Below are 12,719 nucleotides of genomic sequence, written 5' to 3'. Positions count from 1 at the left end.
TTAAGCGAGTAATCAGGGCGGTAAAGACCATCCAATCCCCTATAAAAATCCTGACGAAACGCCTCAAATGAGGCGTTTCGTCATTTCTGCATCAACGCGTTGTGGTGTCTCGCGTCTTTCTTCGCTACTGCAACCGAAGATATTCGGCGTATCTACTGCTCATTATAAAATCCTAAATATGTCATCTACAATGTCTTCGCCGATAGCGAATCCCGCACCCATTTCAGCAGACTGAAGGATCGTATTCCAAAATCCACCGTTCTGTCGAGCGACTGGCTGCTGATACTGTTGTGGATATCGTTGCTGAAACTGGTCATATTGCGGATGGCTTTGCTCTAGATGGTCAATATAGTTGGCAGCGTTCTGAATTAGCCCCGTTGTTTCTTGATTCAAACCACGAACAGAGAGAGCTAACTCCTTAAGCGAATAAATCAAGTTCATCTTTTGTGATTCATCAATGTCGAGACCCTGTATGTTTTGTGCTACCTGCTGTAATTGTTGGATGATATTTGTGTTGTGCTGCTGGATGGTATTCGCCTGGCGTTCGATTTGATCAAAGTTCACTGTGACGTCCTCCTACGCTAGGGTTACTGTACACTCACACGTTAGCGAACAAATATCTAATTTAGCTCTAAAGCCGAAAATGTCATTTCCTACCTTACAAAATGATCAGAGCTGTCGAGGACAGCTTTGAGGAATGGATGATCAACTCTCCTCCGCTGTTTCAGACAGGGTTCGATTGAGCGTTTCGATGCCAGAGCGAGTCCGTGACTGTCTGATTAGAAAGTAGTATGCGAGAAGAGCCAGAAGACTGGCAGAGAGAAGAATCACCAAACTGCTGTGCAATTTGGGGAAATGACGGTAGATACATGTCTATCGTAAATGGCCCCAAGGCTGAAAATGCACCTAGTATCAGAGCAAATCCTAATCGATTATGATCCGCCGTATGATCTCTCATCGTTTTCGAACATCCCCCTCACCCGCTATTCAGCATGCACCCCCTTCGCTATCTACACTTGTTCAGGGCGATCGTCATTCATTATCGAAAAAATTCGAATATAACAAAGCAGACTACTTGAGGTCGAATGGGTATATGTCTCTTGAAGACCGATACAGTGATGAAATACACAATGATTGCAAGTACACCTAGGCCGTGCTCACTTGATAATTCCGCAGCACAATATAAATATCCTCCGGAAGCGCGTTCTGCGTGAGTCCATGGTTCCATCCAGCAGCATTTAGATAAGCCACAACGATTGTCGAGCAGATCTTTCGATACCGTTCTTCCCGTGCAACGAATTTTATCGGCAGATGCAACAGATTGTGCGTCAGGGCTCGTAAGGCATCATCGACGATGAGTACCCAGTCGTATTTTTGCCCAACGAGCTTCTTCACCTGTTCAACTCCTCTTTGTCGGTTCTCGGGGAGAATTGGCGGTCTAAACGCATCAAAACCTCCACTGGGAATCGTGTTCGTAATGACCATTTTCCCATCTGACTCAATTTGTGTGTTCTCATCTACAACCACTGAACAATGGTAGTAGATGTATGGTTGCCGCCCATCTTTTAGGCGTTCTATCCAGTCGATCTCCCGGACCTCAAGTGTTTGAAGTCTCCTGAACATCAGGATATCGCCTTGCTGCCTGACATACATCGCTATACACCTCAATGGTGTTTCACCTGTTGGAACTAAACTAGAAACAACGATTCATGAATGCTCCATACTCTAGGATATGTTCCTTCAAGTTCATCGCCACCAACGATAATTCTTTGTCGGCAACCCATGCGATGCCAATTGTGCGGCGGCAAACAGGCTCCGATACTCTGAGTAAACGCACGGAGGACAAATCGAGTCCAGACCAATAAGGAGTTAGGGAAACCCCCAGTCCCGCACCGACGAGTCCAGCTATAGTAGGTACTTCCTCGCCTTCAAAAGCAATCCGCGGCGAGAACCCTGCTTGATCGAACAGCTCGTCCATGACAATGCGTAACCCCGTTCCGTGTTTCATACCGATGAATGGCTCGTCCGCGATATCTGTTAGCTGAACGAAATCTTTTGAAGCGAGTCGATGATCCGTTGGTACGATAACATAAAGCTCCTCCGAAAACAGTTCACGCCAATCCAGGTTTGACTCCTTGACAGGCGATAAGCACAGGCCGAGGTCAATATCACCTGTTTTGAGCTGCTTGATGATCGTCTCATGGGGGTTCTGCCACAATTGAATTTGAACGTCCGGATGATCTCTATTAAACTCCTTAACCAATTGTGGAACGTAACCCAGCCCTAAAGTAGGTAAAAAAGCCAACGAAACGCTTCTATTCGATACGCCTAGCATTTCCTGGATTTTCGTTTTCCCTTCATCCATCGTTCGAAGAGCTTTTTCGACATATTCAAGAAATGTCTTCCCATACTCGTTGAGGACTACGTTGCGTCCTTGGCGATCGAATAGCGTTGTGCCCAATTCCTGTTCCAAGCTTGCCATAGCGCGGCTCAAAGCAGGTTGTGACAGCGATAGCAATTCCGCAGCACGGGTAAAGTGTTGAGTCCTGGCAACAGTTCTGAAATACTCCAATTTAGACCAATCCAACAAAAACCCCCCAATACATATCATTCGTGCATCGTTTATATAAGTAAGATAAATTATACACATGATTTTGTTCGTTGTAGAATGACCGTTGTACATGAGACGACGAAAGGATAAAATTCGCACTCGTCCTCCATTTGGGACTCTCCGTTGGAAGGGAAATGGGAAGATGCAATACATCGAGAAGAAGGATCAGGACTACCGCAAAGTATTAGTTTGTATGTTGCTTGGGAGCATTGTTACGTTCGCCGTGTTGTACGCACCACAGCCATTAATCAATGTTTTTTCGACGCAGTACAAAATTTCACCAGCGACGGCAAGCGCGTCCATCTCGCTCCCCACCATTGCCCTCGCCGTGAGTTTATTGTTTGTCCCCCTTTTATCAAGGCGAATGGGCCGAAAACGGATGATGGTCATTTCTCTGTTCGCAACTTCCGTGCTTGCCATGCTATCCGCATTTAGCCACAGTTTCGTCATTTTTCTGTTCATCCGCCTACTCGAAGGGATTAGTGTCTCAGGGTTTCCTGCCATTGCAATTGCATATTTGAACGAGGAAATTTCACCAATGAGTATTGGTGGGACGATGGGTGCATATGTGGCAGGAACTGCTGTAGGCGGCTTTGTAGGGCGGGTCGCAATTGGTCCACTGACAGACTGGTTTACGTGGCAAATCGCCTTCTTTGTCTTGGGGGCTATCTGTTTCCTATGTAGCGTGTGGTTTTCGTATTCTCTACCGCGTTCACGCAATTTCCAATCTGCGAAAATGCCTCTTCACGAATCGCTCAAGGCAATGGCAGCCGTCCTCGTAAACAAACGATTGCTTTCCTTATATTGTATAGGCTTTCTAGTGATGGGTGCGTACATCATGCTCTTCAACTACATTGGCTATCCCTTAACAGAAACTCCTTACCATTTAAGTCAAACCGAGCTTGGGCTTTTGTTTGTTGTCAACTTAGTTGGCACATGGAGTTCCACGATGTTCGGTAAACTTGCGGATCGCCATACTCGACAAAAATTGCTATCGTTGGCATGCGCAATATGTGTCTTTGGTGCATTACTCACGCTCATACCCAACCTGTGGATGAAAATCCTTGGCATCGCTGTGTTTGCATTTGGATTTTTTGCTGCACATACGACGGCTAGTGGCTGGGTGGGAATCGCGTCCCCCGCCGAGCGAAAAGCGACAGCATCCTCACTTTATCTGCTGTTCTATTACGTAGGTTCAAGCGTGATTGGTTGGTCGGGTGGATTCATATGGGTTAGCTTTCACTGGCTTGGTATCGTTCTCGCGATTTGTCTTTTCATTCTCATCTGTTACGCGTTATCCGTTGTCTCATCACAGAGGACCGGTCGATTTCACCTTCATGGCCATTCATGATGAATGCCCCACGAACATCCGCCTGCGCACGGGTTTCTCCCATTTCAATTCGCCGGCGGGTGTGCCCCACATTTTGTGGTCGGCAGCTTGGATAAACAATACCTTGCGCACCTATCCGCTAGAGTACAAGTCTCCATACAATCGCCACACCGTCTCCATCTGGACTTCACAAGGTACGCCTATAATCAGGGGTGTACCGAGACGCCGAACTTAGTACCGTTTGGACGACGTCCCGCGTTCGAATTGATTCCTTTTGCCTCCTGGGCAGTCGTGATGCCAGACGACTGCCCACTAATGTGTTCCGCGGTCGGATGGCAACCGATATCTGCACCGTGGCATCATTGGCGAATCCATCACGGATTGCCAAGTCCACTAACCCTAGGAATCCTTGCTGCCGCATGTGGCATCCTGGTCGCAATACCCGTTTTCCGTAAAACGAATTTACGATAGGCACGACAACTGTTTGCGTGTGAGTGGGGGCATTCGTAGCCCCACTCACACGCAAAATGCTCCCCGCACAGATGACCTGGGAGACAAGGCGTGCGGGGAGACTCGGTGGAGAGGAATCAGGCACCCTAATTATAGGCACCGTCGCTTTTTGATCTCAATGAAACGTGCACACTACATATAACCATTTCAGCGGTACGACATCGCAGAGAGTAACTTCCCACGCCCCATCCGCGTTCTCCAGCGTCGTGATCAAACCACACAGCCGTCCCATCCTCATACCGGACACAAATAAAACCAACACACATGTTTTGCAGTCGTAGTGCCAAAATACGTTTCGACAACCGTACTCGTGGTCCTTTGTCACACCATCTAGGCTTATCAATGCTCAGATGCTCATTTGGCTTTACGATTTCGTGTCATGAAACAAGGGAATATTGTGACAAAATTTTATTTTGTTACTTTTAGTGTGTTAGTGTATAATGAATAGCGGTTTACGAATGGAGGAGATTTACTTAATGGCAACTGTTCTTTTCATTACTGCACATCCACATGACCACACCAAATCTTTCAGCATGGCCGCAGGCAAGGCATTTATTGAAGAATACCGGGAACAGAATCCAAACGACGAAGTGATCCGCGTCGACCTGTACAAGGAAAACGTCCCATATATCGATGCTGACGTGTTCAACGGTTGGGGAAAATTACAATCCGGCACCGCGTTCGATCAACTGTCAGAAAATGAAAAGGAGAAAGTCGGGCGCCTGGCCGAGTTGACTGACCAATTCGTCGCAGCTGACAAATACGTATTTGTCACACCGATGTGGAACTTCTCCTTCCCGCCAATCATGAAGGCATACATTGATGCACTATGTGTTGTCGGAAAGACCTTTAAGTACACTGAGCAAGGGCCAGTTGGCCTTCTGACCGACAAAAAGGCGCTCCATATCCAAGCGCGTGGCGGAATTTATTCAGAAGGACCTGCAGCGCAAATGGAGATGGGACATCGTTACCTAGCGACCATCATGCAGTTCTTTGGCGTCCCATCCTTTGATGGACTCTTTATCGAAGGGCACAATCAGTTCCCAGACCGTGCCGAAAAAATTAAAGAAGATGGTATTGCACGTGCACGCCAACTAGCCAAAACGTTCTAAGAAAAAGCCAAAGGAGCCGTTGTCCTACGCGGCTCCCTTTTCTTATGACGACACCAGCTTCGCCTCGGCGTGTTTCGGTGCAACATCTCAACTAACGCATGCTCTTGGGAATCAGCCAAATTGCCAAACGCTGTGACTCAAACTCCCATATCGGTAACTACGGTGTAACAGCGTAGCCGTACGGACATCATCAGCCGCTCCCATAGCGTAAAATATCGGTACAAAATGTTCATTCCCATAGGGCGGAACTGCAACTTGTGCATTCGGCGCCAAAGAATCATAACGATACAACGATTCCAAGTCCCACTGCTTGATACGGGTTTCTAGCCACTGATCAAACTGAAGCGCCCACTCGTCTACCCCGTCTTCCTGCCAATTTAAAGCCCTTAAGTTGTGCACTGTGCCTCCGCTTGCGATCACAAGGATGTCCCGCTCCCTCAATTGCGACAAAGACCAGCCTATTTTGTACTGCTCCTCAGGCGAAACGCGGGGATTTACGGACATCGCGATGACAGGAATATCTGCATCTGGATAAAGCAACCGCAGGACCACCCATGCCCCATGATCCAATCCACGATCCGTTTCTACGTCAAACGAAATCCCGTTTTCGGTCAACAGGGATTCAATCTGACTGGCAATCTGTCGATCTCCCATTGCGGGATACCGAATCTGGTACAGAGCGTCAGGAAATCCACCAAAATCGTAAATCGTTTCGTATTCGTTCACTTCACTGACTTTCTGTGTACCCGTCACCCAATGTGCAGAGAACAAGACAACAGCCTTCGGGCGTGGTAGACGCCGACCTAATTGAGTTATGAACTGCGTATATTCGTTGTCCTCGATTGCAAGAAGAGGAGCCCCATGTGCAATAAATAAGGAAGGCATCATGATATGTTCATCCTTTCGATTCAGAAATGAAAAGTATTCCTGGACTTGCGACAAGCAAATTGTGACTATCCTCTTTTCACTTGCACGGCGATCCGACCCAGTGCACCATCTGATTATAAGCATTCAACGGAAGTCTATAATTTTCTGAACTTGTTCATTCTCTCCGGTTCGCGCCTATCGTGAATAACCAACCTCACTGTGGGATACGCGTTCACCGGCGATAACAAGCTTACTTATGGTAAGCTAAGACTGCGTGTTTCAAGATACATTAAAAACTTACTTTTTGTCAATAATGATTGTAATATAAGATGATTACCTAACACAGAGGTGATTCTGATGGAGGACATCGCATTGTGCCCCAAGTTTGAAGCCGCATTTGAACTTTTGGGAAAACGGTGGACAGGATTGATCATCCGTGTGATGCTCCAAGGCAGACGTCGATTTTCCGACATATCTGGCATGATTCCACATTTAAGCGACCGAATGCTTGTGGAACGCCTTAAGGAACTAGAGGCAGCGGAAATAGTGACCCGCCATGTCTATCCAGACATGCCCATCCGAGTGGAATATGAATTGACAATGAAGGGTCAAGAACTTGCACCCGTTTTGGACCAAGTCCAAGAGTGGGCCAACAAGTGGTATCAAACTTTACACCATTGACACGCTCTGATGGACGCATGAGCACATAGAATCTCAGAAAAAACATTCTTAGCAACGCGTACAAACCATAAATTCAGTGGACAAACTGATCACGTATCACCATCTCGCTCCGCTAGGCGATCACATTGTGATCGCCTTTGGTGTGACTGCCCTTCGCTTTGGTCTGACATGGTTCTCTAATGGATACATCATACAATCGCTATAGTATCTCCACAGGAACTACACATCATTTTGAGTAACGTTTGAGTGTGCTGAACCATAATTATGATGTCCTAAAAACATATAAACGCCTGAAAGAGGGAGAGATCAACATGACTTTAAAAGTAAAACCTTTCGCAGCATCAATTATTTTGTTAGCTTCACTAGGGCTCGCTGGATGTGGTACCACGTCGAATAACACGTCTACTGCAAACCAAACGTCGACCACAAATACAGCTACATCGAATGGTTCTGCCAGCACAAAAACTACAACAAAACAAGCCGATAAAAGTAAGGCTGCTCCTTCAAAGACCGCAACGACGAAGACAACTAAAACGGACGATTCTTCTTCGAAGTCCACAACCAAGACGGCTAGTAAGGATACTTCTTCGAAGACAACGTCATCCAAGACTGCTACTGCAAAGAAATCAGCTTCCACCAATTCCACATCTAAGTAAGCATCTGCTGATGGAGGTGCCCCTAACGGTACGTTTCGTACCAGGGGCACCCCATTATTTTCCCTATGTATATTGCCCTTATTCTTGTACAAGGCTGTCCGAAAAGGGTTCCACTAAATCAATGAGTCCCAAAAATTTTCATGAAAAAGCCTCCAAATCCCCTTTTAAGGTGGAGATGGAGGCTTTTTATGTGCCGATAAATGATTAACCAGAGTGGGCCTCGGGAAAGCAAAAATTTATTTGAGCCTGCCCCGTCTATTTTTGGTGTGTGGCCGGCGTTTCTCACGTGATAGAAAATCCATTAGTGTATACAATATACAGTATTGAAATGTATTCATAAAATGGCTACACTTGACTTCGGTGTTGTCGAATTGTAGCTGATTATGTCGAGAGCGTTAATTGGTTACATGGATACTAAATCAGCAGAAACTGAGCAATGTGATCTACCGATTTAGTGATAACGTCGAGACCCAATCCAGGGTAGCTACCCCTAGTTGGCGGTCGTACATACAAAGTAGCTGAACAATTTTATGTCAAAACAATACGAATAAGGGTGAAAAAATGGTAAAGAAACATAGCGGGAACAAAATTCGAACCGCCTTGTTTAGCATCCGGATCAAACTGATGAGCATTTCTCTCCTCATGCTTGTTATCCCAAGCCTAATCGTCGGAATCATTTCCTACACCGTCGCACACAATCAGTTAACGTCCTCTAGTGAGACCGCCTTGCAAAACGATGTCAGGCTGGTGAATAGCAGCATCAAAATTCTGAACACAGAGGTTGAAGCAGGGCACATTTCACTCGCAGACGCACAGGAACAGGTAAAAAGAATGGTACTAGGAGCTACCCAATCAAACGGAATGCGGCCCATCAACCCGGATTACAATATCGGCAACCACCATGGGTTCTTTTTTATTTTAGATACGAAGGGAAATTCCTTAGCGAGCCCTACGTCTCAAGGTAAGAACATCTGGAACACCAAAGACTCTAATGGTTTTTACATGATTCAGGCCGTCATTAAGGCTGCTCAATCTGGCGGTGGATTCACGACTTACCTTTGGCCACTGCCAAACAACCCCAATCAGCTTTCACAGAAGATCGTTTACTCGGAAATGGCACCCGCGTGGGGATGGGTAGTCGCGGTAGGTGCCTATACCAACGACTTTAACAGCGGTGCCAACCACGTCTTAACCGATATGCTCATCACACTCGTCATTTCCCTGATTGTTGGTGCGACCATCGTCATTCTCTTTGCAAATCGATTGGCACGTCCAATCAAGCAAATGGCTGCACAAGTAGATCAAGTTGCGCAAGGTAACTTGACCGTTGAGCCGCTCAAATTTAGAAATCGAGACGAAGTCGGTCGCCTGGCACAAGGGTTTAATTTAATGACGATAAGCCTTAGGGAAGTTATTTCCAAGGTCAGTCTCATGTCCGAACAAGTTGCTGCATCGTCAGAGCAATTATCGGCGAGTGCCGAAGAAAATAGTAAAGCAACCGAACAAGTGACATCGACTATGCAAGAGGTTGCAATTGGTGCAGAAAATCAAGTAAACAGCGTCGAGGAAAGCGTAAACACCATTGAGGACTTGACTCTTGGAATGAATGTAGTCGCAAAGAACTCGAAGGAACTATCGCAGTCCGCAGCACAAGCCGCACAAGCCGCTGCTTCAGGAAACCAAGCAATTCATAAGGTTGTACAACAGATGAATTCCATCGAGGCAGCCATGGCTAAATTGGCGGACGTTGTATCCGTATTAGGTGAGCGGTCCACTGAAATCGGACACATAGTTGAAGTTATTACGGCAATATCTAATCAAACAAACTTGTTGTCCTTGAATGCCGCAATTGAAGCCGCTCGGGCAGGCGAAAGCGGTCGTGGGTTCGCTATCGTGGCAGCCGAAGTCCGGAAACTGGCTGAACAGTCGTCCAACGCTGCCCAACGAATTTCCGAGATCATTGGCGGTATCCAGGTAGACACAAATCTGGCGATAGAATCAATGGAAGCAGCAAAACAAGAAGTAACTTCCGGATTGGACACAGTGGGAACAGCGGGTAAATCGTTTGAAGGAATCCGGTCTGTCGTTGATCACGTCGCAAATCAAATTAAAGAAGTGTCTGCCTCCGCTTCAAAAATGTTGGAGGGTACGGAAAACCTTCAAAAGAGTATCCACGATGTATCCAACGTCACCGTAAACACCACAACAGGCGTCGAGACCGTGTCTGCAGCTACGGAAGAACAATTGGCTTCCATGCAGGAAATTGCTGCATCCGCGAATTCACTTAGCCAAATGGCAGAAGAATTACAGCAAGTCCTCACTCGTTTCGTACTATAAACCGGCTCAATGATAAGGTGGAGCACAACTCCACCTTATCAAGTTAACGGTTAAACAAAACAAGCCTTGCACGGTCTGTTCCACATGCTGTTTCCACGCGGAATCCTTCGTGTTCCAAGAGATCTTTCAAAAGTTGTGTAATACCTTCATCGTCATCGATGACCAAAATCTTCGCTGGTGATGCTAGACAATCTCTTCGTGATTGCGATCCGTTTTTTGGTACGATATATCTAGGAAAAAGGCTGGGATTCAAATGAGTACATCTGAAATTCAAGTCACTTATGATAAATTGTGGGGTCAAGCTGTTCGATCCATCGAAACGAACTTGGTGAGGGTTGACCCCATTCTAATAAATAAGGCGAATGATTTACGAAGAGGATTCACATTGATTTGTCGTCCAACAAGGAATGTCCAAGATGCCGTAATGAAGTTTCTGGAGGAAGCCCACCAGATGGAGCCTGAGCAGTATTCCTACAAATCGACCGAACTTCACACAACCGTGTTAGCAATCATTACGTGCACCGTTGAATGTAATCCTGGTCAAACAGACCTCGCCCCTTATATTGAGGTCCTCACCCAGTCCGTCGCATCTATTCCCTCGTTTAACATTCGCTATCGTGGAATCACGGCTTCACCTGAATGCGTGATGATCCAGGGCTTTCCTCTTGATTTAACTTTGCAAAAACTACGGCAGAATATCCGAGATAATTTTAGGAAGTCGGGTGTGAAAAGCACTTTAGATGAACGGTTTAAAACGCACACGGCTCATATGACGTGTCTCCGTTTTCAGAACCCTGTACTGAACCACCCTGGTGAATTCCTTCAATTTTTGAAGCGGAATAGAGATTTCGATTTCGGAACAAGTGAAATGACTGACTTGGATTTTGTTGTAAACGACTGGTATATGAGTGATGACAATGTGGAAGTGTTGCATCGCTTTCCTTTGCATTGCGATACCAAATGACCAATTCCCTAATGCGCATACAGATACGACTTCACACCATTTCCAACAAACGATTTCCAAATAATGAGATTATATGGGTAGCTCCAGTCAATGGTTTGTGGTGTATCGAACATTTGGTGCAATCTGTTGTTATTAAAGATGATGGATCCCTTTTGATCAAATGCGACACCGTCTACCCATAACATTCGGTCGTCAGATACGAACTTTTGGAATCGGTGGTTTTTGGGTGTGTAAACCCCAATCCCTTTTCCTTCTAACATGGTGTAAAACACATTCCCCTGGTTATCTGCATGCATGCCATCTGTAGTGGTACCTTTACTGCCAAGAGCTCTCACTGACCGGCTGATTTGGGTCAACGGCGTAGAAAAATTCCTCAGTAGCGATGTATCGATGGAGTACAAATTCCGCCCCGTCACCGGGCAATAGTACAAGGTCGATCGATCAGCAGACAGCGCGATACCGTCAGCTCCTATTCTGATGGGCGTGTTGTTGAATACTGGTCGGTTATCAATGTCGAACCGGAACCCTGGGAAGTCCTGTGTGCTGAGGTGTCTGTCTAGAACACGGCGGAAGGTTTTCGTCTTCATGTTGTACACAATGATTCCTCCGTCCAGCGGATGGCCCGGCCAACCACTTCCGGAATCCGTGATATAGACAAACCCGTACTGATTGTCCACCACCAAGTCGTTAAGGAACGACGTTCGATACGGAGCGATCTCGTTGGGAATCTTAATCGATTCAATCAACTTATTCGTGTTTAAATCCCACAGAACCAGCTTCTGAGAACCGTCTGCAGACGGTGCATAAGCGATTTTGCCCTGATCTAGAATCCACATACGGTTTCGCTCGTCGATTTCGTAGCCAAGGATTGATTGCAGAACCGACACGTTCCCTTCCTTATTCCAGTCCCAACTTGGGAACGCCTCTAGTAACGGTTTACCGTTCATGATCACAATGCGGTTCATTGTAGAAGGGATGCCTTTGGCCCAACGTGGGACGGAAACATACATGTTTCCTTGTTGGTCCACCTTTATGCCAGCGGGCATTGACCGTTTCCAGTTTTGATTGGCTTCAAAAGTCTGCTTCATATTCTGATCTGGAAAATTCCAGTCTAAGTGATTCCAATGGTACAACATCTCGTATCGCCCAACTTTGTGTAGATTGTCTTTTGTTTCGATCCGTGCCATCGCGTCACGCGGATTTATGATGAACGCAAACATCCCTGCAAGCAATGTCGTGGTCAATAGGTGCGTATAGCGTCTCATGCGTGTCCGACCTCCAAATTTTTTGAGTACACAACTGGTTTCCGTGGCTAACCCTGTAATACTGAACGTAAGGTTCCCCGAATTTTTTGTCAGATACCACACCATAAAACGCCATAAATCCCCAAATACCAGACGTTGCAGCTTACAGAGCCTGTGCTCAAGTAGTGACTTCGTATTTCACGGCGACTCTCACCTGAAGTTTGCCATAGAGATCAACCACTTTCGTACGCATGCGACTCGTCGAAACAAGGATTACGCAAAGCGAATCAAGGCTGAAATGGACGGATGGTATGGGTACCATTGTGGATCAATGAGCCCCCTACCCTGCCAATCATCGACGACACCGTGGAGACAGTGACAAAGATAATAACGGAGCGCTGCGAAGG

Annotated in this window: 11 protein-coding genes; 5 read left to right on the top strand and 6 right to left on the bottom strand. The window is 46.4% G+C overall.

What is annotated here, in order from left to right; translation table 11 throughout:
- Positions 1 to 162: 162 nt before the first annotated feature.
- The 3 genes from NZD89_RS10885 to NZD89_RS10875 form a co-directional block, all read right to left on the bottom strand.
- Positions 163 to 564, bottom strand: a complete 402-nt coding sequence (locus NZD89_RS10885; protein ID WP_268007748.1) for a hypothetical protein — start codon at positions 562 to 564, stop codon at positions 163 to 165.
- Positions 565 to 1,146: 582 nt separating this feature from the next.
- On the bottom strand, positions 1,147 to 1,653 hold the full coding sequence (locus NZD89_RS10880; protein WP_268007747.1) for a hypothetical protein: 507 nt from the start codon (positions 1,651 to 1,653) through the stop codon (positions 1,147 to 1,149).
- A 40-nt stretch (positions 1,654 to 1,693) separates the two neighbouring features.
- A complete protein-coding gene (locus tag NZD89_RS10875; protein ID WP_268007746.1) occupies positions 1,694 to 2,587 on the bottom strand; it encodes a LysR family transcriptional regulator in 894 nt (297 codons plus the stop codon).
- A 166-nt stretch (positions 2,588 to 2,753) separates the two neighbouring features.
- On the opposite strand from NZD89_RS10875, the gene NZD89_RS10870 reads away from it, so the two are divergent.
- Positions 2,754 to 3,962: an MFS transporter gene (locus NZD89_RS10870; RefSeq protein ID WP_268007745.1), complete on the top strand. Its 1,209-nt coding sequence runs from the start codon at positions 2,754 to 2,756 to the stop codon at positions 3,960 to 3,962.
- A gap of 965 nt (positions 3,963 to 4,927) precedes the next feature.
- A complete protein-coding gene (locus tag NZD89_RS10865; RefSeq protein WP_268007744.1) occupies positions 4,928 to 5,563 on the top strand; it encodes an FMN-dependent NADH-azoreductase in 636 nt (211 codons plus the stop codon).
- A 111-nt stretch (positions 5,564 to 5,674) separates the two neighbouring features.
- On the opposite strand, the gene NZD89_RS10860 is transcribed toward NZD89_RS10865, so the two are convergent.
- Positions 5,675 to 6,451, bottom strand: a complete 777-nt coding sequence (locus NZD89_RS10860) for a dioxygenase family protein (protein ID WP_268007743.1) — start codon at positions 6,449 to 6,451, stop codon at positions 5,675 to 5,677.
- 336 nt (positions 6,452 to 6,787) lie between these two features.
- Between NZD89_RS10860 and NZD89_RS10855 the strand changes: the two genes are divergently transcribed.
- Positions 6,788 to 7,111: a winged helix-turn-helix transcriptional regulator gene (locus NZD89_RS10855; RefSeq protein ID WP_268007742.1), complete on the top strand. Its 324-nt coding sequence runs from the start codon at positions 6,788 to 6,790 to the stop codon at positions 7,109 to 7,111.
- A 262-nt stretch (positions 7,112 to 7,373) separates the two neighbouring features.
- Here NZD89_RS10855 and NZD89_RS10850 read toward each other — a convergent pair whose 3' ends face one another.
- Complete coding sequence (locus tag NZD89_RS10850) at positions 7,374 to 7,757, bottom strand: hypothetical protein (protein WP_268007741.1); 384 nt, start codon at positions 7,755 to 7,757, stop codon at positions 7,374 to 7,376.
- A 571-nt stretch (positions 7,758 to 8,328) separates the two neighbouring features.
- Here NZD89_RS10850 and NZD89_RS10845 point away from each other — a divergent pair.
- Both NZD89_RS10845 and NZD89_RS10840 read left to right on the top strand, forming a co-directional pair.
- A complete protein-coding gene (locus tag NZD89_RS10845) occupies positions 8,329 to 10,104 on the top strand; it encodes a methyl-accepting chemotaxis protein (protein ID WP_268007740.1) in 1,776 nt (591 codons plus the stop codon).
- 451 nt (positions 10,105 to 10,555) lie between these two features.
- Positions 10,556 to 11,068 (top strand): hypothetical protein, encoded by a 513-nt coding sequence (locus NZD89_RS10840; protein WP_268007739.1) that lies wholly within the window; start codon positions 10,556 to 10,558, stop codon positions 11,066 to 11,068.
- A gap of 8 nt (positions 11,069 to 11,076) precedes the next feature.
- Here the strand turns inward: NZD89_RS10840 and NZD89_RS10835 are convergent, their stop codons facing one another.
- Entirely contained in the window at positions 11,077 to 12,255 is a 1,179-nt protein-coding gene (locus tag NZD89_RS10835) for an L-dopachrome tautomerase-related protein (protein ID WP_268008458.1), read from the bottom strand.
- Positions 12,256 to 12,719: the final 464 nt, after the last annotated feature.

The organism is Alicyclobacillus fastidiosus (assembly GCF_026651875.1).
In the GTDB taxonomy this organism is placed as follows: domain Bacteria; phylum Bacillota; class Bacilli; order Alicyclobacillales; family Alicyclobacillaceae; genus Alicyclobacillus; species Alicyclobacillus fastidiosus.
This window is presented reverse-complemented; position numbering and strand designations above follow the sequence as displayed.

What these genes read in the sequence shown, in the direction of transcription:
- NZD89_RS10880 (WP_268007747.1), bottom strand. Translation starts at nt 1,653, where the DNA reads ATGTATGTCAGGCAGCAAGGCGATATCCTGATGTTCAGGAGACTTCAA.
- NZD89_RS10870 (WP_268007745.1), top strand. Translation starts at nt 2,754, where the DNA reads ATGCAATACATCGAGAAGAAGGATCAGGACTACCGCAAAGTATTAGTT.
- NZD89_RS10865 (WP_268007744.1), top strand. Translation starts at nt 4,928, where the DNA reads ATGGCAACTGTTCTTTTCATTACTGCACATCCACATGACCACACCAAA.
- NZD89_RS10860 (WP_268007743.1), bottom strand. Translation starts at nt 6,451, where the DNA reads ATGATGCCTTCCTTATTTATTGCACATGGGGCTCCTCTTCTTGCAATC.
- NZD89_RS10855 (WP_268007742.1), top strand. Translation starts at nt 6,788, where the DNA reads ATGGAGGACATCGCATTGTGCCCCAAGTTTGAAGCCGCATTTGAACTT.
- NZD89_RS10845 (WP_268007740.1), top strand. Translation starts at nt 8,329, where the DNA reads ATGGTAAAGAAACATAGCGGGAACAAAATTCGAACCGCCTTGTTTAGC.
- NZD89_RS10840 (WP_268007739.1), top strand. Translation starts at nt 10,556, where the DNA reads ATGGAGCCTGAGCAGTATTCCTACAAATCGACCGAACTTCACACAACC.
- NZD89_RS10835 (WP_268008458.1), bottom strand. Translation starts at nt 12,255, where the DNA reads ATGGCACGGATCGAAACAAAAGACAATCTACACAAAGTTGGGCGATAC.